The sequence below is a fragment of the Magnetospira sp. QH-2 genome (assembly GCF_000968135.1).
Taxonomy (GTDB): Bacteria; Pseudomonadota; Alphaproteobacteria; order Rhodospirillales; family Magnetospiraceae; genus Magnetospira.
Genome location: NZ_FO538765.1, coordinates 3,505,017 through 3,529,199, shown reverse-complemented (window position 1 = coordinate 3,529,199; position 24,183 = coordinate 3,505,017). Strand labels below are relative to the sequence as shown.

Sequence of the window (24,183 nt, the reverse complement as noted above, 5' to 3'; positions counted from 1 at the left end):
GGTCCGCCGTTGAAGATCCTGCTCGTGCTGCCCAATTTCGGCGAAGGCCGGGGCTATAATTTCCCGCTGGGTATCGCCTATATCTCGTCGTCCCTGAAACAGGCGGGGCACGAAGTTGAATGTATCAATCTGCATCATGTGGAGGGCCGCTCCTATGACCAGGTGCGGCGGGCGGCCCAGCGCTTTCAGCCCGATCTCTGCGCCACCGGCGGCCTGTCGTCCCATTATCATTTAATCGCCGAAATCCTCCAGGCCGCCAAGGATGGTCATCCGCCGGTTGTCACCGTGGGCGGCGGCGGATTGGTGACAGCGGCCCCCGATTGGGTGGTGGGCCATATGCCCATGGACATCGGTGTCATTGGCGAGGGTGAGGAGACCATGGTCGACCTGGCCCGGGTACTGGAAGCCCGCGACCGTATCGGCGCGGTACCGGGCCTTGTTTGGCAAGGCGCCGATGGTCGTGCCCAACGTACCGAGGCCCGTAAGACCCTGAAGGACCTGGACCAATTGCCCTGGCCGGATCTGGAAAGCTTCGACGTGGAAAAGATGGTCGAGGAGCAGGTGACATCCGACAGCTTCTCTTTCGATCTGTTGGATGACCCGCGCTCGGTACCCATGGTGGCCAGCCGGTCGTGCCCCTACAAATGCACCTTTTGCTTCCATCCCACGGGACAGGTTTACCGCCAGCGAGGGCTCGACGATTTCTTCAATGAACTGGAGTTCAACATCGAACGCTTCGGCATCAATATGGTCGAGGTCCTAGACGAACTTTTCGCCTACAAGCGCCCCCGCATGGAAGAGTTCTGCCGTCGCATCAAGGATTACGGAGTCAAGTGGTGGACCTCGTTGCATGTGCGGGTGGTGGAGCCGGATGTCATCGACATCATGCGGGACGCCGGATGCGTTGTTGTGGGCTACGGCATTGAAAACGTGCACGAGACCATTCTTGGCAGCATGCAGAAAAAATCCACCGAGGAGATGATCAACCATGCCCTGAAGTCCACCTTTGGCAAGGGGCTGGCCGTGCGCGGGAACCTTATTTTCGGTGATCCGGAAGAAACGCTGGAGACCGCCAACTATACTCTCGACTGGTGGGCACGGAATCGAGCCTGGCAGATCAGCCTGGTGCCGTTGCAGGTCCTGCCCGGCAGCCCGGTTTATAAACGGGTGGTGGCGGAGGGCCGGATGGAGGATGACCCGGCGGCGGTCACCCAATGGCACCAAAACGTCACACGGATGGACAACGAGACCTATGCCCGGCTGATGGGGCGGGTCAATCTGTTCGACTATGGCCTCCTGCGTCCGGCAAAAATCCATGCCTTTGAGGAAAGCGCCTCTCCCGGGCGTGACGGCAACCCGCAATACGATATTGCGTTCGATTGCGTCCATTGTGGCGGACGCAATGAGTTTCACAATGTGCTGCCGACCCGCGAAAAGTTCCAACGCTTCCGTTTTGCCTGCCGCCATTGCGGTGCCTATTCCGACGTGCGAAATCTGGCCCGACCGCCTTGGCGGGATCCGGAAGCGGCTGCCTTGCTGCAACAGGGAATCCAGGCACGGACCGAAAGCCGGACCCTGGAGGCCATGCAGTTGCTGAGAAAGGCGGCGGCCTGGACTCCCGGCGATGGAGGGGTGGATTTGCCCGAGGAAGCCGTGCTGGCTTCCTTCATGCTGGGCAATATGCTGCTGGTGGCCAAGGATGTGAAGGGGGCAATCCATCTGTTGTCTCGGGCAGTGATGGCGCGGCCTTTCGATGCCAATCTCCATGCGGGCCTGGCCTCCGCCCTTCTGCAAGAAGGTAGCCATGGAGCCGCGCGATTGCATGCCCAGCAGGCCCGCCTACTGGCGGCGGAGGATCTGCCGGAAAATCTGGCTCAGACCCTCGACGGTCTGGATCGCGCGGTGGCAGCCATGGCGGCGGTCGATCCGGCGCCCCGTTACATTTGAGCGTCGCGCATGTCGGCTGGGTCCTGTTGGGAGTCGCTGTCTTGCTGTCGTCGCCCGTCAGGGCCGACGAGCAAGAGGCTACCGTGACCACCGAAATCATCGGTGATTTGTGGGTTGTCTACGACTCGATGGGCGAACCCCTTGCCGCCTACCGGTTTGCCGATTGCACGGGCCCCGCGGCCGATCCCATCGCCGCCATTACGGCGGCCATCACAGGGTCCGTTCGGTCGCCTCCCATCACGGGGGCGGCGCCGGATGTGCCTCTTTCCCTTCCTTACAGCGGGCCGCAACATCGGCCATGAGCGATTGAAATTCCGCCGTGGAATCCGGGATGCGCCCCAAGTAGTGCTTGAGGGAGCGGGACAAGGTGGCGTCTTGGATTTCATCCCACTTGTCGGTTCGTCCTCTGGATGTTTCCAATGACTTTTGGAGCCGCCGATGCTGCTGCCAAAGCAGGTCCAGGTATCCGGCACTGATATGGCATGGAGCCGGGTGGCTGCGGGGCAAATGGGCCGTGCCGGGCCTGGGTGTGGGCGGCATGGGCAGCATCTGAGCGGTCAGGCGCTGATTGGCGGCGCGCAAGACTTCCATGTCTTCCTCGGCAACCAATAGCAGATGGCCGTCCTGTTCGTGGATATGGGCTCTGTAGGAGCGGACTTCCCGGTCCAGGCTACCCATGTTGAGCAAGCCGCGATAGAGCGTGGATCCCTTTTTCACAACCGGTGCATCGATGATCTGATCAAAACCCGGATTGATGAAAATGGACCGAATGTCGCTGGGCGGGTTGTCGCTGTCCGGGGCGCCGAACAAGCGGAGAAACCCCCGGTTGGCATCGATCAATGTGCCGTCGCGGGTAAACAAGACGATGGCCGCCACGGTCAGATCCCGGCACAGGCCTATGGGATCGGTGGTCGGTTTCAGGCTGGGGTGAGCCATTTTTTCCTCCCCGTGTTTTATGGCGTCGGTCCACATTGGAACCGTATGGATGATTCGGTTGCCATCCTGGTCTGTATGTTACTCTTTTGGGTAGGCTCTGCCCATAGGAGAGTAGGCCTGGGGATAAGGTATCCCGAGAAAAGTCGCCATGACGTTTGATGTTTGTCTAGTATGAGGCCAAGAGGTCAGGAAACCTCATGGGGGGAATATCATGAATTCGCGGTCATTCGCTTATCCTTTTGTTTTGTGTGGGTTGCTATTGGTTGGCGGCTGTGAAGAGGATCCGGTTGGCGATCTGGTTGACGACTTGGAGGGGCGCTTTTCTGATACCCGTGAACGGGTTACAGCCGCCGCGCAGTTGGCCGATATCGCCGATCCACGCGCCGGTCAGGCCCTGCTCAGGGCCCTCAATCGACCGGAACCGATGGTGGTCCGGGCCGTGGTGGATGCCTTGGCCCGGCAACAAAGCGACTCTGCCGTCGACCCTTTGATGCAGAAACTCAAAAACAGCAACGATCCGGAAACCGAAGTGGCTCTGGTCGCCGCGCTGGGGAACTTGGGTGATGCCCGCGCGATTCCCTTGGTGGCGACTCGGCTGGGCGAGACTTTTCCCTTCGATGTGGCGCTCCAGGCGTTGGCTCGGCTGGGCGCGCCCGCGGTGCCATTGATGCTCGACGAAGCAAAAGCGGCGGGAGTAACCAGTGACCGGGGTCGAAAAGTTCTTGAAGCCATTACCACGGTCAGCGATCCAAAAGCGGTGGACCTGCTGATCAATCGGTTGACCGATTTGGATGACCACGTGCGGGTGGCGGTGACCACCGCCTTGGGCAATATCAGAGATCGCCGCGCGGTGCTGCCCTTGATCGACATCATCAAACGCTGCGAATCCGGCGGGCAGCCTGCCAAGGGAGAAACCTGGATCACGGCGCCCAAGATCCGGTCGCGGGCGGCGGCGGCGCTGGCCCTGGGACGGTTAGGCGACCGGCGGGCGGTGGAGTCGTTGCGGGATGTGGCGAAACGCTGTCATGCGGATCTCCAGGGTGCGGCCCTGACCGCCCTGGCCGATCTGCAAGACACGGAAACCGCCACGATTGATCTGGCCCATGATGCCCTGATGTCGGCTCCCAGTCCTGAGATCAACCGGGTCATTGCCTTGGCCATGGCGCGCCTGGGACGTCAGGGCCCAAGCCTGCTCATTGACCATATCACCGGGGTGTCCAGCTATACCTTTACCGGGCCGCGAGCCGCGTTGCTGGCTCATGCGGGCACGGATCAAGTGCGGCTGGCACTGTTTGATGCCCTGGACAAGGACGATCCCGAGATCCGGGCCGCGGCGGCGGATCTGATCCGCGAGGCCGAGATCCCGGTCCCCGACGATCACCTGGCCCAATTCCATTTCGCCAGTGAGGACTGGGAGGGTTTGGTCGCCTTGGGGGGGGCGGCGGCGACGGTGTTGGTCCGCCACATCCAATGGCGCCCGGAGGTGTCGCGTACCCTGGAGCGCATCGGCGCTCCGGCGGCGGAGCCGCTGGCCAAGCGCCTGCGCGGCATGTCCGCCTCGGGCCGGTTGTTGGCTACCCGGATTCTGGGTCGCCTTGGCGATCCGGCGGCTCTGTCAGTGCTCGAACAGTCACTGCACCATGAAAAGGACGAAGGGGTCTTTCTGGCCGCCGCCACCGCCATGGGGCAGTTGGGACCCTCCGGCGTGTCGCGTCTGGGGCGGGGGCTGGGCGTGATGGAAGATGCCAATCGTCGCCGCGCGCTCATTGCCGTGCTGCGCGCCGCCCGGCTGCCGGATGCGGTGCCGTTTCTGATTGCCGAGTTCGAACGCCATGGGGCCGGGGATGGCGAGGTTATCGGTGCCATCGCCTCTTATGGTCCGGCGGCCCGGGCCGCGGTCCCATTGTTGATGGCCCATGTGGGCGAAGGTGGCAGCCATTGGCCGCAAGCCGTGGAGGCCCTTGGTCAGCTGGGAGACAACCGGGTCCGTCCGTTTCTTATCGCCCTGTTGGGGGACTGGGAGAGCAGTCCTCCGGCGGCCCGGGCGTTGGAGGCCCTGGGCTGGACCCCGCAATCCGATCGGCAATGGATTCTCTATTACGCCGGGCGCCGGGCGCGGCTGGAGCTTCTGGCCTATTGGGACAAGGCGCGCCAGGTGTTGCTGCAAGAGATTGCCTCCAATGACCGGCTGCGCATGGACAATGCCGTGCGGATCCTGATCACCTTGGGCCGCGACGAAAGCGGTGACGACCTGATCACGCTTTTGGAGGAAAAAGGCTGGCAGGAACTGGCGGCGCTCTATGCCCTGTCCGGTCATGATGGCCTAAGCCGGGCCGCATTGGCCTGGGCCGAAAAGGCGGAAATCGAACTACCCGGCATCGATGTGCGGCTGCCGGTGCGCTGGGGAGAGCTTTAACAGGCTGCTAAAAAGAGTTGTCCTACGGCCCGCCTCACCCTTCGTCCCTCGACAAGCTCGGGATGAGGAAGCTCAGGGTGAGGCGAACATGTTGAAAATTCAAAGGCCCTCATGCTGAGCTTGTCGAAGCATGTGTCGCCACAGGCTCGAAATCGGACTTTTTCAGATGGCGGTAATCGAGCAGTCAGGGATTGCCTAGACAGTCAGCTGGTCTCCACACTCGGTCTTGATCAAGTATCCGGGTCAATTCCTGGACATGGAACAGAGGAGACCAGCCATGGAGTATTTTGTTGGAATGGACGTATCGATGGCAAGCATTTCGATCTGTGAGATTGATGCAAAGGGAACCGTCATTCGCGAAGGCAAGGTGTCAAGCACACCCGAGGCGGTCGCCACTTGGCTCGAGGAAAGCGGGCGTGGCTTTGCGCGAATTGGGTTGGAAGCTGGCCCTCTGGCGCCTTGGCTGTACGCAGGACTGTCCAGTCGGGGCCTCCCTGTGATTTGTATCGAGACCCGGCAAATGAAGGCCTTTGCCAGCGCCAGCCCAGTCAAGACGGACCGTCGCGACGCCCGCTTGATCAGCCAGGCGATGCGGACCGGTTTGTACCGCGCGACCCACGTCAAGACCGCGCGCAGTCAGGAGCTCCGGATGGTGCTGACCCATCGGGAGACCCTGGTTCATCAGGTCCGTCAGTTGTCCAATACGGTACGAGGAACATTGAAAGCTTTCGGCCTCAAGGTCGGTATGGCGCGCGGACGCCTTTTCGCGGCGCGGGTTCGGGAATTGACGGCTGATAACCCGCACCTCAGCGCAGCCGCCGAGCCGCTCTTGCTTGCGCGCCAAGCCTTGCTCGAACAACTCGACAAGCTCGACCGGCAGGTTCATGCCGCTGCGCGCGATGATAGCGTTTGCCGGCGCCTGATGACCGTTCCCGGCGTCGGCCCGGTTACCGCCCTCGCTTTCAGGACAGGACTCGACGTGCCGGAACGGTTTCAAAAGTCGGTCATGGTCGGCGCCCACTTCGGGCTTGTCCCACGCAGATACGCCTCGGGAGAGCAGGACCGAAGCGGCCCCATCAGCAAGTGCGGAGATGCCATGGTTCGTTGGCTTTTGTTCGAGGCCGCCAATGCACTTCTCACTCGAACCCGCCGTTGGTCCTGGCTCAAACACTGGGGGCTCGCGGTCGCCAAAAGGCGCGGGATGAAACGCGCCAAGGTAGCCGTTGCCCGGCGTCTCGCCGTAATCATGCATCGCATGTGGATCGACGGCACGGACTTCCAGTACCGCAAGGAGGAGACCGCCATCTAAACACAACGAAAACCGAGATCGCCTGAAGGGCGGCCAGGACGCGTGGCGACGCGCGGGGCTCGGATGACAGCGCGCAGGCTGCAGTGGCGTAAGACCACGCTTTTCAGATTGCTGCACCCGATCCCCCTTGATCCCCATCATGCGGCGACGACGTCGACCGCGGACAGAAGCAAAGGGCGCCACATAACCCAGGTTCAAACCGACGGCTTGGAAATCAGCTTGACTCAAAAGACTCGATTACAGAAGCAGCCTGCTAAAGTTAGGCTCTGTTTCGATCCCGCCGGGCCAGGACCTGAAACCGCCAGGCCAGTAGGCCGATGGAGACCAGACTGGCCAGCAGAATACCTTCGAACAGCCCGACCGGGCCGCGCCCCAGCGGAATGGCCAGCGCCCAGGTGCCGGGGATCATCAGCCCCAAGTAGACAAAGCTCTGGATCGCGGTGGTCGCCCAGGTCTCGCCGCGCCCGCGCAGGGCATTGGCCATCACCACCTGGCCGCCGTCGGGGATCAGCGCCAGGGCCGCCACATAGACCAAGGGAATGGCCAGGGCAATAATGGCGGGATCGGTGGAATAGATGCCGACCAAGGCTTCGGCAAAAAGGATGTAGGACCCGCCGCATAGAATCATGACCGCCGTATTGGCACTGATCCCGACCCATCCGGCCAGGGCCATGTCCGCCGGGTCCTTGCGGCCCCAGGCCGTGCCCACGCGTACCGCCGCCGCCGCGCCGATGCCCAGGGCGGCGGTAAAGACCACCGACATCATATTGAAGGCAATGGAAAATGCCGCCAGGGCTTCCTCGCCCAGCCATCCGGCAAACACGTTGACCAGCCCGAAGGCCAGGGACTCGGCGCCGATGGCGATCCCCGCCGCATAGCCCAGCTGTCGCTGTAGCTTCCAGCCTGCCCAGCCTCCTTTCGCCCTTTGTCGAACCGCAAAGCGCGCATGATCCGCCATGAACCACAGATAGATCACCAACCCCACGGCCACCACGCCCCGGGCAATGGTGGTGCCCCAGGCGGCGCCTTCGGCCCCCAAGGCGGGGAAACCCATCTCGCCACCGATCAGCAGCCAATTGAGCCCCATATTGCCCACATTGGCGATGGCCATGGCGATCATGCCCGGCAGGGGCCGCCCGATGCCTTCGAGGAAAAAGGTGGTGGCAAAAAAGGTGAACGTCAGGGGGATACCCAGTCCGAAGACCGCCATCACCCGCCCGGACCCTTCGGCCAATCCCGGGGTCTGGCCGGTGAGCAGGAAGAATTCCTCGCCGAACAGGGACAACACCGCGCAAGGCACGCCGACGACCAACGACAAGGTCATGCCATGACGCCAGGCCGCGCCGCTTTCGGCGTCGCGACCGCCGCCCGTGGCCTCCGCCGCCAAAACAAGGGTGCCCAACAGCAATCCAATTCCGATCAGGGTCAGAGTCGTCGCCGGCGCCCAGCCCAGCCCCTGATAGGCCAGTTCGGTGGTCGAATAGCGGCCGACCATGACCGTATCCACCAGGGCCATGACCATGATTCCGGAGCGGGAAATGATCACGGGCCAGGCCAGACGGGACAGTTCGGCCAAATGCCGAAGAATACGCGGGAGCGTTGACATGGAGGTCCTTATGGGCGCTTCGGGCCTCGTCCGCAAGCGGGGCTTTCCCATTGGCCTTGGCCCGTGTAGGGTGCGCCGCCATGGATGTGGACCTTTTCGATTTCGAGCTGCCTCGCGAGCTCATCGCCCAGCGCCCGGCGGTACCCCGCGATAGTGCCCGGTTATTGCATGTGGGTGCGATGCTGGCCGACCGGGGCATGACCGACCTGGTCGAGCAGTTGCGGCCCGGCGATTTGTTGCTGTCCAACGATACCCGGGTGATCCCGGCCCGTCTCGCCGGAAAACGCGGAGAGGCCAAGGTCGAAGTGACTCTGCACAAACAAGCAGGCCCCGATGCCTGGCATGCTTTTGCCCGTCCGGCCCGCAAGCTGCGGCCAGGTGACGAGCTGCGGTTCAATGACCGGTTTGCCGCCCAGGTGACTGAAAAAGGCGATATGGGCGAGGTCCTGCTTACCTTTGATCGCAGCGGCGGCGATCTGATCGCGGCCTTGGAGCAATGGGGCATCATGCCGCTCCCGCCCTATATCCGTCAGGGCCACGGAGACGCGCGGGATCGGGACGACTATCAAACCCTGTTCGCCGCCCGTGACGGCGCCGTGGCCGCCCCCACCGCCGGTTTGCACTTCACCCCCGACTTGCTGCGAAAATTGGATGACCGGGGAGTCAAAAACCAGCGCCTGACCCTGCATGTGGGGGCCGGGACCTTTCTGCCGGTCAAGGTGGAGCGGGTCGAAGAGCATAAGATGCACGCCGAATGGGGCGAGATATCCGAGGAAGTGGCCGCGGCGGTCAACCACACCCGAGCCCAAGGGGGCCGGATCGTCGCGGTGGGGACCACCTCTTTACGGCTATTGGAATCGGCGGTGGATGATCAGGGAATCGTGCAGCCGTTTCAGGGCGAGACGGATATCTTCATCTATCCGGGGTTCCAGTTCAGGGCGGTGGATCTGTTGATGACCAATTTCCATTTGCCGCGGTCCACACTTTTCATGCTGGTCTGCGCTTTTGCCGGGACCGAGCGTATGAAGGCAGCCTATGCTCATGCGGTGGCGCAACAGTATCGGTTCTATTCCTACGGCGATGGCTGCCTGCTGGAACGGGGGGAGTCATGACAATCGGTTTTGAGATTCTGGCCACCGACGGCGCGGCCCGACGCGGTCGCCTGACCAGCGCCCATGGCAGCGCCGAAACTCCGGCCTTCATGCCGGTGGGGACGGCGGGAACGGTCAAGGCCATGTATCCCGAACAGGTGGCCGAAACCGGCGCCGAGATCGTCCTGGGCAATACCTATCACCTGATGCTCAGGCCCAGCGCCGAACGGGTGGCGCGGCTTGGCGGGCTGCATAAATTCATGAACTGGAATCAGACCATCCTCACCGATTCCGGCGGTTTTCAAGTCATGTCCCTGTCTGACCTGCGCAAGTTGACCGAAGACGGCGTGACCTTTCGCTCCCATGTGGATGGCGCCTATCACCACCTGACTCCCGAGCGCTCGGTGGAGATCCAACACCTGTTGGATTCCAATATCACCATGGTGTTGGATGAATGCCCCAAGTTCGGCACCGACAAGGACCAGATCGCGAAAAGCCTGCACCTGACCAGTCGCTGGGCGCTGCGCTCGCGGCATGCCTTTCAGCAACGTCCCGGATATGGCCTGTTCGGCATCGTCCAAGGGGGCGTGCATGCGGACCTGCGCGCCGAAAGCGCCGCGGATTTGGTCAATATCGGCTTTGACGGCTATGCGGTGGGCGGTCTGGCGGTGGGCGAGGATCAAGAGACAACCCTCAGTGTGCTGGATTTCACCGTGCCCTTACTGCCGGTGGATCGGCCCCACTACCTGATGGGCGTCGGTACCCCGGCGGATATCGTCGAGGCGGTGCGGCGGGGTATCGATATGTTCGATTGCGTCATGCCGACCCGGTCGGGGCGCACGGGTCAGGCCTTCACCCGGCGCGGTCCGCTTAATCTACGCAACGCCCGGCACAAGGATGATCCCCGCCCCATCGAGGAAGGCTGTTCCTGCCCGGCGTGCCGGCAATACTCCCGGGCCTATCTGCACCATCTTGTACGGGCCAAGGAAATGCTTGGGCCGATGCTGCTAACGCGGCATAACCTGCAACACTATCAGGATCTGATGAAAGACCTGCGCGCCGCCATTGAGGCCGGGACCCTGGATGCCTTCGCCGCTCACTTCCATGCGGTGCAGGCCAGCGGCGACATAGAGCCTATGTCGTCAGACGTCTTCCAGGTCGATGTCCAGAATGGTCATCAGTAACTGGAAGGAGACTTCGCCATCTTCCTCGTCCCGGTGTAGCACGCCGATGAACTCCTCACCGATGGAGACCTCGACAGGGGCGCTGGGTTTGGCCGGAGGCGCGATGGAAATACTATTGTTGTTAAAGGTCTTGCGCAGGTAGCTTTGCACCTTGCCGATTTCGTCGGGCTTCATGGAATCGTCTCTCCTTTTGCGAGTCTCGGCGTTTTATAACAGATCCGGCGCGAATTGCAGCCTTGCCAATTGGGCGTAGAGGGGAGAGCTTTCGAGGAGCTCCCCATGCTTGCCCGTGGCCACCAACTGTCCGCCTTCAATGACGGCGATCCGATCGGCATTGACCACCGTGGCCAGCCGGTGGGCGATGACCAGGGTGGTCCGCCCGATCATCAGTTTGTCCAAGGCGGCCTGCACGATGCGTTCGTTTTCGGCATCCAGGGCGCTGGTGGCTTCATCAAGCAGTAGAACCGAAGGATCGCGCAAGAGGGCGCGGGCAATGGCCACCCGTTGTTTCTGCCCCCCCGACAGCCGCGCGCCCTTTTCGCCCAGGAAGGTGTTGAAGCCCTCGGGCAGCTTGTCGAGGAACTCTGACGCCGCCGCCGCGTCCGCTGCCCGCCGCACTGCGTCGTCATTGGCGTCGGGATTGCCGTAGCGGATATTCTCCCAGCCATCGGCGGCGAAAATCACCGGATCTTGCGGCACCAGTGCCATATGGCCACGCGCTTCCTGTGGATCGGCCTGACGGAGATCGATCCCATCAAGAAGGACCCGGCCGGTATCGGGATCGAAGAAGCGCAGCAGCAACTGCAACAAGGTGGTCTTACCCGCCCCCGACGGTCCGACCAGGGCCAGGGTTTCACCGGGCGGGACATCAAGGCTGAACTCCTCCAGCGCCGCATGGTCAGGACGCGAGGGGTAGTGGAAGGTCACGGACTCGAAGGTGACCGCGCCCCGGGCTGGAACCGGCAGCGGCGTGACCGGGTCGGCGACGATGATGTCGGAGCGCGTCTCCAGGATTTCCATCAGCCGTTCCGTAGCACCAGCGGCCCGCTGCAATTCACCGAATACCTCGCTGATAACGCCAACGGAAAAGGCGACGATAACCGCGTAGAAAATGAACGCCGTGAGCTCGCCACTGGTGATGTCTCCCGCCAATAAATCCCGTCCGCCAACCCAGAGAATCACGCCGATGGCACTGAATACCAACAAGATCACCGTCGCGGTCAGGATGCTGCGCGCCCCGATACGCCGCAAGGCGGTGGTAAAGGCATCTTCCACTTCGGCCCCAAAGCGGCGGCAATCGGCGGCCTCGTGGGTAAAGGCCTGCACCGTATGGATGGCGTTAAAGGATTCCTCGGCAAAGGCACCCACCCCGGCCACCCGGTCCTGACTTTCCTTGGAAAGCCTCCGCACCTTGCGGCCAAACAGGATGATCGGCGCCACCACCACCGGCACCACCAGCAGCACAAGCATGGTCAGCCGGGCATTGGTGACAAAAAGCATCACCATGCCGCCGAGGAAGTTCAGGGTGTTGCGCAAGGCCATGGAGGCCGACGACCCGATCACCGATTGCAACAAGGTGGTGTCGGTGGTCAGGCGGGAGAGAATTTCGCCGGTCTTGGTGGTCTCGAAAAAGCCCGTATGCATATGGACTATGCGATCAAAAACGGCGTGACGCAGGTCCGCCACCACCCGCTCGCCGATCCAGGACACCAGATAGAACCGGGCGAAAGTCCCAAAGGCCATGATCACCGCCAAGGCCAAAAGGAACACCAAAGCCTGATCCAAGGCCTCCGGACGCCCGGCGGAAAAGCCGCCATCGATCAATTGTTTCAAGCCTTGACCGAGTCCGAGGGTGGCGCCCGCGGTGACGGTCAGGGCGATCATGGCGCCGATGACCCGACCCCAATAGGGCCGCAAAAAACCGAACAGGCGCGCCAGAATCCGCACATTGCGGCTTTTGGGGCGCTCCGAAGTGGGGCGGTCGGGAGAGGCGGACTCGGCCAAGAGGGGCTCCAATGACAGGGGATCGTTTCCCTGCATAGCGCGTCGCTTCGATCAGGACAAAGTTAAACCGTTTCCTTGCGAAGAAATCCTGGCGGTAAAACAGTCTGAGGCCACGTCGTTGCACGGGTACGAAGAATCAGATTAAATGACAGGTTATAGGGGAAAGCGGACCATTCCGTAGCGGGGCGATGCCCCTTGGGGCGTATGGGGTCGCATTTACTTTTTGTCGGGATTTCGAGGGGAGCCTGGTGCCATGAGGTTTTTGTTTTTGCTTTTTTTATCAGTGATTTGGTCCAGCCAATCCCTGGCCAGCGATTCCATTGAGTTGATGACAGAGGAATTTGCGCCCTACCAATTTTATGCAGGGGAAGGCGAGAACAAAAAAATTACCGGGATCTCCATCGAGATTGTACAGGCCCTGCAAAACAAGGTGGGCAACCGGGACCAAATCGAGGTTCTGCCCTGGAGCCGCGCTCTCAAGCTGGTATCGAAAAAGCCGAACCGGGCGCTGTTTTCGACCGCCCGAACACCGGAGCGCGAAGACAAATTCAAATGGGTCGGACCGCTTTCCAAGCTGGAAATGGTGTTTTTCAAGAAAAAAGGGACCGATGTCATGGTCGATTCCCTGGAGGCCGCGCGCGAGATCCCCAAGATCGGCGTGACAAAGAATGTGGCCACCCATGAAATTCTTACTAATATGGGCTTCACCAATCTCGATGTGTTGAAAAGTGGCAGTGACGACAAAAACCTTCGGCGGCTGACCAAGGGCCGGGTGGATGTCTGGCCGACGGCCTACTACGCGGGGATCTACAGCGCCAAGAAAGAGGGCCTGCTGGATCAGATTGAGGCCATCCCCGATGTATCGATCATGTCCGGGTTCCTCTATATCGCTTTCAACAAGGAAACCGACAGCCGCATCATCTATCAATGGCAGACCGCGTTGGACGAGCTAAAGGATGACGGCGTCATTGACGCCATCCTCAAAAAATATGACCGGTGATTTCCTCATGCGCCGGGATTCCTCATGGTGGCGGTCAAGAATGTGAAAAGACTTCTTTCCCATTGTTTTGGCACGTTTTTTCTGCTGACTTTGTTCTGCGTAAGCCTCGGCGCGCCGGCGGCGGGCTCGGACGACAACGGTCAAAACGCCGCTGACAAGATCGCATCGTTTGCCAGTAAGGCGATTTATAATCTCGACGAAGATCAGTTGGTTGCGGTTTTGGAGAGCTATCTGGGTGAAAAGCCCGAGGTCAAGGCTCTCGTCGTCACGGAAAGTATCGATCAAGAACAGCTTCTCACCTACTACCGGGACAACGAAGAGCTTGTCTTTGGGCAGCCCATTCCGCAAGGCCTGCTTGATCTTAGCCAGTTTACCGCCGTTTCGTCGTTCGATGGCGAACAAGTCGGCACGATCAAGGTCTTTTATTCCGATGCCTCGGTGGTCACATTGAGTGCCGAGGAGAGGTCCTGGATTGCCGCCAATCCCCGCATTCGAGTGCATAACGAGACCGATTGGCCGCCGTTCAATTTCGCGGTGGATGGCCGGCCCAAGGGTTTCTCCATCGACTATATGAATCTGCTGGCCGAGAAGGCCGGGCTGAATATCGAGTATGTCACCGGACCGACCTGGAACGAGTTCCTGGAGATGATGAAGCAGGGTGACCTGGAGGTCATGCTCAACATCGTCAAGACTCCGGAACGGCAGAAGTACTTGCTCTATACCGAGCCCTACGCCAACAATCCCAATACCATCCTCAGCAAGGCCGAAACCCCTTACAAAACCTTGCAGGATCTATTCGATAAAACGGTGTCGGTGCCCAAAGGCTTCTTCTACGAGGAGATCCTTAAGCGCGACTATCCGGAAATCACGGTTTTGCCGGTGGACAATACGCTGGATAGCATGAAGGCCGTCCAGTTTGGCACGGCGGATGCGGCTTTTGGTGAACTGGCGGTGTTCTCCCATTTGATGGACGAACATATGATGAGCGACCTGGCGGTGTCGGGTGAAGTCAAGCTTGGCGATCCTGAATTCGCCTTGCTCAACATCGCCACCCGCAAGGACTTGCCCATACTCGCTTCGATCTTGGAGAAGGGTGTCGCCGCCATCACCAAGGAAGAGCGTCAGCTAATTCAGGCCCGCTGGTTCAAGGCCGCCGGGGAATCGTTGCAGCTGGATCCAAGGGTGACCCTGACCGATGAGGAGACGGCTTGGCTGATCGATCATCAAGAATTGCGGTTGGGCGTGGACAGGGCCTGGCCCCCCTATGATCTGATCAACGAGAACGGTCGCCATGACGGGATATCGGCGGAGTTTCTGGGGCTCCTGGCGCAACGGTTGGGGCTGCGACTGAAGCTGCAGGAAGACTTGACGTGGTCCGAGGTTCTGCAAAAAGCAAAGAACCGCCAGTTGGATATTATTTCCGTCTGTTCCGCGACACCGGAGCGCGAGAAATACCTCCGATTCACCGAGACCTTGGCCACCGTGCCCTGGGTCATCGTTTCCCGCGAGAATTCCGACTTGATCAAGGGGCCCAACGATCTGTTGGCCAGTCGCGTGGCCATGGTGAAAGGCTATGCGGTCATTTCCGCCATGCGGGAGAAGTTCCCCGGTCTGACGGTGCTCGAAGTGGACAGTCCTTTGGCGGGTCTCAGGGCGGTCCTCGATGGACAAGTGGAATCCTATGTGGGGAACCTCGGAGTCGTCGACCATCTCATGCGTACCCAGGGCCTGACCAATCTGCATATCGTCAGCCATGCCGGCGTGGCCCCGGCTCAATTGAAAATATGCGTGCGCTCCGATTGGCCGCTGCTGGTCTCCATATTGAACAAAGGGCTGGCCACCATTGCGCAATCCGAGCGCAAGCGAATCCTGGATGCTTGGATAAGCACCGACCAGACCCGGGCCCAAGTGGTGGATGAGCGTGACGATGATGCCGGTAAGCTTTGGGGGCTGATCGCCTTGGCCGTGGGCATATTCGTTGCCCTGGCCGTGTTGGTGAACCGGATGATGAGCTCGTTGGATGACGAGCGCCTGGCCCGTCAGATGGGATCGCGAAAAGTCCGCCTGTCGATCATGACCGGCCTGGGACTGCTGGCCATGATCGTGGTGGTGATCTCTTGGATCGTTTTGGATCGCAATCGGGTCGAAATCTCCGAGAGTATTGGCACGGACCTGGAAGCAATTCACACCTCCACCGTGGAGCGCCTGCGTTTGTGGGCGGAGCAACAGAAGAGGATCGTCGAGCAGGTCGGCAACAATCAAGAATTGGTGGCCATCACCCAACGGCTGCTATCCATTCCCGCCCAAAATGATGAACTGCTTCGTTCCGGGCCGTTGGGCGAAGTGCGGAACTTCTTTGCTCGCAACGAGGAGACGCTCGACACCCAAGGGTTCTTCATAATTGATCGCAACCACATCAGCATCGCTTCGAGGCGGGACACCAATATCGGCACCATCAACCTGATTGCCGAGAAGCGCCCGAAGCTGTTGCAGAAGGTTTTCGATGGTCAGACAGTGTTCATCCCGCCATTGGAATCGGACGTTTTCTTGGATCAGAACGGTCAGAGAGCCAGCCGCACACCGCCAACCATGTTTTTTGCCGCCCCGGTCCATGGACCCCAAGGGCGGGTGATTGCTGTCGTGACCTTGCGGGTCGACCCGGGGCATCAATTCAGCAAGGTTTTACAGTTCGGTCGCATGGGCGAGAGCGGTGAAAGCTATGCCTTTGATCACAACGGCCTGATGCTGTCGCGCAGCCGGTTCGAGGCGGAGCTGGCTGAACTGGGGCTGCTGGACAAGGGCCAAAGCAGCATGCTCAATATCATGATCATCGATCCGGGACGGGATCTGACCCGGGACCCGCAGGCGACTCGGCAACCTCAGAAAACCGGCCTAACCCGCATGGCTGCCAGCGCCGTCGTTGGCAGAAGCGGTAAGGATCTCAGCGGCTATGCCGACTATCGAGGGGTGCCGGTCTTGGGAGTCTGGACCTGGCTCACCGATTTGGAATTGGGCCTGGCCACTGAGATTGATGTCAATGAAGCCTTCAAGACCTACAATATTCTGCGTTGGACGGTAATCCTGATCATGGGCGCCACGCTGGTTTTGGCGGTGGGCGCAACCCTGTTCACAATGACCCTGGGCGAACGGGCCAGCAACTCCTTGATGCGGGCCCGTGACCAATTGGAACTGCGGGTCGAAGAGCGTACCGCTGAACTGGCCGAGAGCCGGGCCCTGTTCCAGACCGTGCTCGATAATCTGCCCGGCGTGGTGTTCCTTAAAACCATGGAAGGCCGCTTCCAACTGGTCAACCGGGGCTATGAGGAGATGTACGACATTCGGTACGAAGAGGTGCGTGGCAAAAGCCTCTACGACATCTATCCCAATGACCTAGCCGATAAGCTGTCAAACTTCGACCGGGATGCGGTGCAGGCAGGCGGCCTCTTGGAGCGCGAACATTCCATCGACAAGGAAGGCAGCGAGGTCGTTTTGCAGTCCTCCATGTTCCCGGTCTTCGATGCCGATGGCAAGATGACCGCCTATGGCGGCATCGAGATGGATATCACCGCCCGCAAAGAAGCGGAAAAGGAGTTGGCCGAGTCGGAGGAGCGCATCCGCTTGTTGATGAATTCCGTCGGCGAGGGCGTGTTCGGGGTCGACCTGGACGGTCGCATAACTTTCGTCAATCCGCAGGCCACGGCCATGCTCGGCTATACGCCCGAGGAAATGATAGGTCGACAAGGGCACCTGCTGATTCATCATAGCCATGTCGATGGCCGTCCTTATCCGCAGGAAGACTGCTGGATGTATAAATCCTTCACCGAAGGCGCGGTCTATCGCATCGACGATGAGGTCCTGTGGCGCAAGGACGACACCGCCTTCGAAGTGGAATATCACGCCACGCCGATCATGCGGGGGGATGAGATCATGGGAGCGGTGGTCTCGTTCATCGATATCTCTGCCCGCAAGGCTGCCGAACGCGCCTTGGAAGACGCCTTTGAAGTGATCTCGGCCAGTATCCAATATGCGGCCCGTATTCAGCGGTCGGTTCTGCCCGATGGCAAACTGATGGAAAGCCTGTTCACCGACCATTTCGTCTTGTGGAAACCCCGTGACGTGGTCGGAGGCGATATCTATTGGACTCGCATGTGGGGAGACGGGCTGTTGGTCATCCTCGCCGATTGCACCGGCCATGGGGTCCCGGGTGCCTTCATGACATTGATTTCCACCGGGGCCTTGGACAAAGCCTTGACGGAAACGGCCACAGGCAGCGTGGGCGATCTGGTGCGGCGCATCCACCAACTCGTACAGGTGACTCTGGGTCAGCACGGCAAGGAGGGCGAGTCCGACGACGGGTTGGAATTGGGCGCCTGTTTCCTCGCCCCGACCATGGATACCCTGGTCTTTGCCGGGGCCCGCTTCGAGCTGTTTGTCTCTGACGGGTTGGAGGTGGAAATCATCCGGGGCACCAAGTCCGGCATTGGCTATCGCGGTATTCCCTTCGACCAGGAATACCGGGAAACCCGCGTGGACGATGTGGCGGGCAAGAGTTTCTATCTGACCACCGACGGCATGATTGATCAGGTGGGCGGCGCGCGCGGCCGCATGTTCGGCAAAAAACGCTTCAAGAGTGTTTTGCTTGAGTACTTCGACAAACCCATGGCGGTGCAACGGGATCACATCCACGAAGCCCTGATCGCCTATCAGGGGGATCAGCGCCGTCGGGACGATGTTGCGGTGATTGGCTTCCGGGTGTAAGTCCTCCCATCATGAATGCACCATCCGAAAGACCGGCGTTCCGCCGAAAGTTGTCCATCGTCGGCGGGATCGTCCTTGGACTGCTGTTGATTGTCCTGGCCCTGTTGGCCGGGGCCGGGCCCATTGCCGCCAACCTGGCGGAAAAAGAACTCCGGACTCTTGGTTTCAGTCCCAAAGGGTTGGAGACCCTGGATCTGGATTGGTGGGAGCGCGAAGTCCGCTTCGGGCCCGTCGCCTTGCAGCGCAAGGAGGAGACTCCCCTGCGCATCGAACGCCTGACTCTGCGCTATGATCTTGCAGCCCTGTGGGATCGGCGGTTGTGGGTGCGAAGTTTGGAAATCGGCGGCATCGACTTGACTTTGGTGCGTGATGAATCGGGCGGGCTGCGACTGAACGATGTGGTCTTGCCCATGGGAGAACAAGCGCCCCTCGAACCCGACGCCGAACCCTGGCTTCCCGGCCTGGATCAGTTGGTTCTCGCAGATAGCCGCATCCGTTTCGAAGATAAGGCGGCGGGCCTGAAAGCCGACCTGCGCCTGGATCGGGTGAGCCTGGATAAATTCTTTGGCTGGCAGCCGGACCAACCGGGGCGGTTCGAGGTGGCCGGGCAGATCAATGACATGGATCTCAATGCCAGCGGGACCGCCAATCCCTTTGCCAAGACCCTGAAAATCGGCACCAAGGGGCAATTGGCCGGGATCACCCTGGCGCGGCTCACGCCCTTGGTCGGCAATCCGGATCTGGGACCGCAGCACGGGGTCGGGGGCCTGGATTGGGATCTGCGTATTGACCTGCCTGCCTCTGGCGAGGGGGCAGCCACCGGCAAGCTGGATCTGCGGGGCGACAAGTTAAAGATCAGTCAGGCCGATCTGGGCACGGTTTCCCTGGCGGGCGTGACTTTGGGTTTTGACGGCGCGGCGAAAACAGGCTCGGCGCAGGCCATCAAGGGCAGCATGACCCTGTCCGTCAAAGAGGGGCAAATAGCGCAAGGGGAGGCCTTGAACGCCAACCTGGGCAGCCTGTTGCTGACTGTGCCGGACTTGGAGGCCACCCTGGCCGCGGATGGTTCGATGCGGGCAAGCGGTAAACCCGCGCTCACGCTTCAGGGTCTGGCCATGAGCCAACCACGAATCGCCACGCTGGCCGAGGCTGTTTTGGAGGACGCCGGGTTGGCCCTGAGCAGGGACAGCGACGGCCTGCTTTCCGTGCTGTCTAAACCAACCGTGACTTGGCGCGAGGCGGTCCTGAGCGGGGATACCGCCGTCAAGACCGATCAGGGCCGGGTAAGTGTCGCCGCGCTGCAAGTGGATGCCGATGGGGCCGGCGCCCTCACCCTGCGCGGGGAAAGCAACCTGGATATTCAAGGAATCGAGGCCAAACTTCCAGACAATGCGGTCTTGGCAAAAATAACTAAAGTGTCCCTTGAAAATATTCTATTCAGTTTAGGCGGGAATGGTGGCCTGGCGATCCAACTGGCTCGCCTCGGCGGGGAAGGTCTGGATCTGAGCTTGACCGACAAAGTGGCAACGATGGCCGCCGCACCTGATGCCGGTGACGCGAGCGCACCCGAGGCGGAAGGGATGCCCTTGAGCCTGCGCATTGACCGGGTGGATTTGGACAAGGCCAGTCGTCTCACCTTCTCGGACGGTTCCGTCGAACCACCGGTCAAGGCGCAGCTGGAGCTGGAAACCTTCCTGCTGGAAAACCTCAGCAACGACCGACCGGACCAGCCCTTGACCCTGGACCTGCGCGGCAAGATCAACCAATTCGCGCCCTTGGTCGTGAGCGGCTGGGCCAAACCGTTGGGAGAACAAATCTCCTTTGATCTGACCGGTTCCATCGAGACCCTCGATCTGCCGTCATTGTCGCCCTATGCGGCTCGGGCGGTGGGCATGCACCTGGACGGCGGGCGTTTGGGAGTCTCCGGATCCGGCAAGGCGACCGATGGCCAATTGGACTCCAAGCTGGATATTGCCCTGGACAAGCTGGCCTTCACGCCGCTGTCCGAAGAGGACCGCAAGAAGCTCTCCGATCAGGTGGGCATGCCGGTGGAAACGGTGGTCGGGCTGCTCGAAGACGGGAATGGTCACATCAGCATTGCCTTGCCCATTACCGGCAATCTGGCCGAGCCCGATTTCGACCTCAGCGATGCCATCGGTCAGGCCGTGGGCGGGGCGGTTCAGGCAGCGGCGGGGGGGATCTTCAAGGTCTTGTTCCCCCCGGCGGCGCTGATTGCGTTGATCGCCGAATCCGAAGATGGTGGCGTCGATTTCAAGCCGGTGTCATTCCCGCCGGGTCAGGGGACGTTGACCCCGGAGGCCCTGGCCCATGGAGATCAGTTAGCGCTGGTGCTGAGCGAACGACCCAAGCTGGTGATCCGGCTGTGCGGGCGCGCCACGGGGGAAGACCAGGCCGTGGTTGCCGCCCAGGCCTATGCCGATGCCTTGTTGCTGAAAACGGAACAAGCGTTGAAGGACAAGAAAAAAGCCGTCGATCCGGAACTGACGCCCGAGGAGCGCGAGTCCCTGGACAAACAGATCCGCGCCAGCCTCGAGGATCTGGCCGTCGCCCGGGCACGCAACATGAAACAGTCCATTATCGATACCCACGCCATCGACGCCGCCCGGCTGGCCGAATGCCGCAGCCTGTTCGACGCCAAGGACACCCAAGCCCCAAGAGTGGAGATTACCTTCTGATGCCAACTCCCATCACCGATACGGACGGCATGATCGTCACCTGGCCCGACGTGCACCGGGACGCCAAGTATCTGGTGCGCAAACTGCTCTCGGGGCAGAACTGGAAAGGCATTGTCGCCCTGACCCGGGGCGGCCTGGTCCCGGCGGCCATCGTGGCCCGGGAGATGGATATGCGGCTGATCGATACCCTGTGCATTTCCACCTATGAAGAACAGGAAATCGGTACCCAGGCCACCATTCTCAAAGCCCCCGAAACGGCGGCGGCGGAACAGGGCGAAGGCTGGCTTTTGATCGATGATCTGGTGGACACGGGCACGACGCTCAAGGCCGCCCGCGACCTGCTGCCCAAGGCTCATTTCGCCACCCTCTACGCCAAGCCCGAGGGTCAGCCTCTGGTGGATACCTTCCTGCACGAAGTGCCACAGGACCAATGGGTGTTCTTCCCCTGGGACACGGATTTGCAGTATGTGGTGCCGCTGGCCAGGGGGTAGGGGGTGAGGGCCGTATCGCCCCGCCAACAAACAATCCTATTGTTTTGTGGATAGTTCGTGTTAAGATCGCATCATCCTTTTTCATCCAGCAGGGAGGCGTGATCATGTCACAGTATTCCAACCTTCCCTCTCGGGGGACTTTCTAAAGAAATTCCGGTCGCATTGTCTTGACGGCCAGGAAGGCTCGCCGCCCATAATCCGTGGAGGATTCCCGGGGCTTCCTGAGCGATCTGACCCGAACGGCATTGGGCCGCCGGGTCATCTGTGAAGATCGCAAGTTGTTGGTGGAAAAAGCACCCGAGGCCTATAAGGCCATCGACCCTGTGGTGGCCGATTTGGTCGAGGCGGGACTATGCACGATCATCGCCACCTTCCGGCCCATTCTGACCTCTAAGGTCCGGAGAAAGTCATGAGCGAAACTGTTTGGCTACAGGTTACGACGGGACGAGGACCCGGCGAATGCCGTTGGGTTGCCGCCAGGGTCATCGAAACCATTACGTGCGAGGCGGCAAAAATCGGTCTCTCGGTCCGTATCGAGGAGGCCGAGGAAACACCCGAGGGGCTGTCTTCCGCCGTGGTTTCGGTGGCAGGCAGGGAATCGTCCGCATTCGTGGATTCGTGGAACGGATCCATACAATGGATCGGAACGAGTCCCTTCAGGCCCCATCACAAACGGCGCAATTGGTATGTTGGTATTCAAACGCTGAAACCGCCAACCAGGGCGATTGGTCCTTTGGACCCGAGAGAGTTGACCATTGAAACCACCAAGGCCGGGGGACCGGGAGGGCAACATGTCAACACCACGGACTCGGCGGTACGGGTGATCCATAAGCCGACGGGATTGGTCGTTTTGGCCAGGGGGGAACGTTCCCAACACCGCAACAAGGCGGCTGCGATCGCCCGGTTGCAGGCTTTGCTGGAAGACCGCTCCCACCAAGACGCCGCCAAAGCCCGAACCAACTCCTGGCAACACCATAATCTACTCGAACGTGGCAACCCGATCCGCCGGTTCAAAGGGAAAAAATTCGTTCCCGCAGACTGATCAAGTCCCCCTCAGGTCAACAGATCCACCTTCCCCTTCCGCAGATCCACGAACTCGGTCACCGAAGTGAACAGCCCCGAAGGGAGTTGCCGTCCCCGGGCACCGATGACGCCGGAAGGGGAATCGCCGAGGATGCCGTTGAGCAGGCCCATCAGGCCCACCTTGTGGGAGCCATCCAGAACGATGGTCTGAATGGTCGGGTGGTCGGCCAGGGACTTGGCGCAGTCGGCGCGCATGTTGATCAACTTGGTGATGGCTTCCGGGTCGCGCTTCAGCGCGTCGTTGAGCACGGCGATGGCTTTGGTGACCGGGTCGTCCGCCATCAGCCGCGCTTCCAGGTGGTGCCTCCGGGACCGTCTTCCAGGACGATGCCCTGGTCCTTCAGGTCGTCGCGGATCCGGTCGGCGGTGGCGAAGTCCTTGGCCTTGCGGGCCTCCAAACGTTGGGTGATCAGAGCCTCGATGGCGTCGTCGTCCAGCCCGTCGTCCGCCGCCGCGCCCTGCCAGCGGAACCAGTCGTCCGGGTCTTGCTCCAGCAGGCCCAGGATCTTGGCTCCGGCCAGCAGCTTGCCCTTGATCTCGGCCTGGGCGTCAGGCGCGGCCTTGTTCAGGGCACCGGCCAATTCATGCAGATGGGCAATGGCCCCGGCGCTGTTCAAGTCGTCTTTCAGGGCCTCGACGATTTCGACGGGTGGCTCAGTATCGATGGGATCGACGGGAGCGTTCTGCAAGGCGGTATAGAGCCGATCCAGACTCTTGCGGGCCACGGCGATGCCATCCCTGGTGAAGTCCAGCGGACCTCGGTAATGGGTCTGCAACAGCACCAGCCGGATGGCCTCGCCGGGGAACTCGGTCAGCAGATCATGGACGGTGTAGAAGTTGCCCAAGGACTTGGACATCTTTTCGCCCTCGACCATCAAATAGCCGTTGTGCATCCAGTGCTTGGCAAAGCCGCTGCCCGGATGGGCGCAGGTGCTTTGTGCGATCTCGTTTTCGTGGTGGGGGAAGATCAGATCCTGCCCGCCCCCATGGATATCAAACGTGTCCCCTAAATACTTGGCCGACATGGCGGAGCATTCGATATGCCAGCCCGGGCGTCCGGCGCCCCAGGGGCTATCCCAGGCCGGTTCGCCTTCTTTGGAGGGTTTCCACAACACGAAGTCCGAAGGGTCCCGCTTGTAGTTGGCCACTTCCACCCGTGCCCCTGCCAGCATTTCCTCCTGGTCACGGTGGGACAGGCAGCCGTAATGGGGATCGGACGGCACGTCGAACAGCACATGGCCCTGGGACTCATAGGCGTGCCCGGCGTCCATCAGTTGCTGGATGGTCTCTTGCATCTCGGCGATATGGTCGGTGGCCCGGGGCTCCATGGTCGGGTTCAAGGCATTCAGCGCCGCCATGTCGTCGTGGAAGGCCTGCGCCGTCCGCTCGGTGATGGCGCGGATGGATTCCCCGGACTCGGCGGCGCGGGCGTTGATCTTGTCATCCACATCGGTGATGTTGCGCACATAGGTCACCTGGTCATAGAGGTGATCCAGCAGCCGATAGAGCACGTCGAACACCACCACCGGCCGGGCGTTGCCGATATGGGCATAGTCGTAGACCGTGGGTCCACAGACATACATCCCGACTTTTCCCGGGGTTACCGGCTGGAATTCGACTTTCTGGCGGGTCAGGGTGTCTTGGATACGCAGGGTCACGGGA

General features: G+C 60.8%; 17 protein-coding genes. 11 read left to right on the top strand and 6 right to left on the bottom strand.

From position 1 onward, the window contains the following. The first annotated feature begins 9 nt into the window (after positions 1 to 9). Positions 10 to 1,947: a B12-binding domain-containing radical SAM protein gene (locus tag MGMAQ_RS16495; RefSeq protein WP_046022413.1), complete on the top strand. Its 1,938-nt coding sequence runs from the start codon at positions 10 to 12 to the stop codon at positions 1,945 to 1,947. A gap of 237 nt (positions 1,948 to 2,184) precedes the next feature. Here MGMAQ_RS16495 and MGMAQ_RS16490 read toward each other — a convergent pair whose 3' ends face one another. Further along, positions 2,185 to 2,883, bottom strand: a complete 699-nt coding sequence (locus tag MGMAQ_RS16490; protein WP_148561001.1) for a hypothetical protein — start codon at positions 2,881 to 2,883, stop codon at positions 2,185 to 2,187. 211 nt (positions 2,884 to 3,094) lie between these two features. On the opposite strand from MGMAQ_RS16490, the gene MGMAQ_RS16485 reads away from it, so the two are divergent. Then, a complete protein-coding gene (locus tag MGMAQ_RS16485) occupies positions 3,095 to 5,299 on the top strand; it encodes a HEAT repeat domain-containing protein (RefSeq protein WP_046022411.1) in 2,205 nt (734 codons plus the stop codon). A gap of 277 nt (positions 5,300 to 5,576) precedes the next feature. Further along, a complete protein-coding gene (locus MGMAQ_RS16480) occupies positions 5,577 to 6,608 on the top strand; it encodes an IS110 family transposase (protein ID WP_046020119.1) in 1,032 nt (343 codons plus the stop codon). Between the two features lie 259 nt (positions 6,609 to 6,867). Here the strand turns inward: MGMAQ_RS16480 and MGMAQ_RS16475 are convergent, their stop codons facing one another. Further along, positions 6,868 to 8,214 (bottom strand): MATE family efflux transporter, encoded by a 1,347-nt coding sequence (locus MGMAQ_RS16475; protein ID WP_046022410.1) that lies wholly within the window; start codon positions 8,212 to 8,214, stop codon positions 6,868 to 6,870. Positions 8,215 to 8,294: 80 nt separating this feature from the next. Between MGMAQ_RS16475 and queA the strand changes: the two genes are divergently transcribed. Together queA and tgt are read left to right on the top strand one after the other, a co-directional pair. Continuing rightward, positions 8,295 to 9,326: a tRNA preQ1(34) S-adenosylmethionine ribosyltransferase-isomerase QueA gene (gene queA, locus MGMAQ_RS16470; RefSeq protein WP_046022409.1), complete on the top strand. Its 1,032-nt coding sequence runs from the start codon at positions 8,295 to 8,297 to the stop codon at positions 9,324 to 9,326. Then, positions 9,323 to 10,489 carry a tRNA guanosine(34) transglycosylase Tgt gene (gene tgt, locus MGMAQ_RS16465; RefSeq protein WP_046022408.1) on the top strand — a complete coding sequence of 389 codons (1,167 nt, stop codon included), beginning with the start codon at positions 9,323 to 9,325 and terminating at the stop codon, positions 10,487 to 10,489. The genes queA and tgt overlap by 4 nt, the downstream gene beginning before the upstream one ends. Here the strand turns inward: tgt and MGMAQ_RS16460 are convergent. Beyond that, the gene (locus MGMAQ_RS16460) at positions 10,448 to 10,663 is read right to left on the bottom strand and encodes a DUF3126 family protein (RefSeq protein WP_046022407.1); all 216 of its coding nucleotides are present in this window, start codon (positions 10,661 to 10,663) and stop codon (positions 10,448 to 10,450) included. The genes tgt and MGMAQ_RS16460 overlap by 42 nt on opposite strands. 33 nt (positions 10,664 to 10,696) lie before the next feature. Then, complete coding sequence (locus MGMAQ_RS16455; protein ID WP_046023451.1) at positions 10,697 to 12,493, bottom strand: ABC transporter transmembrane domain-containing protein; 1,797 nt, start codon at positions 12,491 to 12,493, stop codon at positions 10,697 to 10,699. Between the two features lie 253 nt (positions 12,494 to 12,746). Between MGMAQ_RS16455 and MGMAQ_RS16450 the strand changes: the two genes are divergently transcribed. The 6 genes from MGMAQ_RS16450 (at position 12,747) to prfH (ending at position 22,480) form a co-directional block, all read left to right on the top strand. After that, positions 12,747 to 13,493, top strand: a complete 747-nt coding sequence (locus MGMAQ_RS16450; RefSeq protein ID WP_046022406.1) for an ABC transporter substrate-binding protein — start codon at positions 12,747 to 12,749, stop codon at positions 13,491 to 13,493. Between the two features lie 24 nt (positions 13,494 to 13,517). Then, positions 13,518 to 18,251, top strand: coding sequence for a transporter substrate-binding domain-containing protein (locus MGMAQ_RS16445; RefSeq protein ID WP_046022405.1), 4,734 nt, complete (start codon positions 13,518 to 13,520; stop codon positions 18,249 to 18,251). An 11-nt stretch (positions 18,252 to 18,262) separates the two neighbouring features. Beyond that, positions 18,263 to 20,947, top strand: coding sequence for a DUF748 domain-containing protein (locus tag MGMAQ_RS16440; protein WP_046022404.1), 2,685 nt, complete (start codon positions 18,263 to 18,265; stop codon positions 20,945 to 20,947). Further along, entirely contained in the window at positions 20,947 to 21,438 is a 492-nt protein-coding gene (gene gpt, locus MGMAQ_RS16435) for a xanthine phosphoribosyltransferase (protein WP_046022403.1), read from the top strand. The genes MGMAQ_RS16440 and gpt overlap by 1 nt, the downstream gene beginning before the upstream one ends. 200 nt (positions 21,439 to 21,638) lie before the next feature. Beyond that, positions 21,639 to 21,851, top strand: a complete 213-nt coding sequence (locus tag MGMAQ_RS16430) for an RtcB family protein (protein ID WP_046022402.1) — start codon at positions 21,639 to 21,641, stop codon at positions 21,849 to 21,851. After that, positions 21,848 to 22,480 (top strand): peptide chain release factor H, encoded by a 633-nt coding sequence (gene prfH, locus MGMAQ_RS16425; protein WP_046022401.1) that lies wholly within the window; start codon positions 21,848 to 21,850, stop codon positions 22,478 to 22,480. Before MGMAQ_RS16430 ends, prfH begins: the two co-directional genes overlap by 4 nt. Before the next feature lie 11 nt (positions 22,481 to 22,491). Here the strand turns inward: prfH and MGMAQ_RS16420 are convergent, their stop codons facing one another. Both MGMAQ_RS16420 and cysS read right to left on the bottom strand, forming a co-directional pair. Next, positions 22,492 to 22,803: a hypothetical protein gene (locus tag MGMAQ_RS16420; protein WP_046022400.1), complete on the bottom strand. Its 312-nt coding sequence runs from the start codon at positions 22,801 to 22,803 to the stop codon at positions 22,492 to 22,494. After that, on the bottom strand, positions 22,803 to 24,179 hold the full coding sequence (gene cysS, locus MGMAQ_RS16415) for a cysteine--tRNA ligase (RefSeq protein WP_046022399.1): 1,377 nt from the start codon (positions 24,177 to 24,179) through the stop codon (positions 22,803 to 22,805). The genes MGMAQ_RS16420 and cysS overlap by 1 nt, the downstream gene beginning before the upstream one ends. Positions 24,180 to 24,183: the final 4 nt, after the last annotated feature.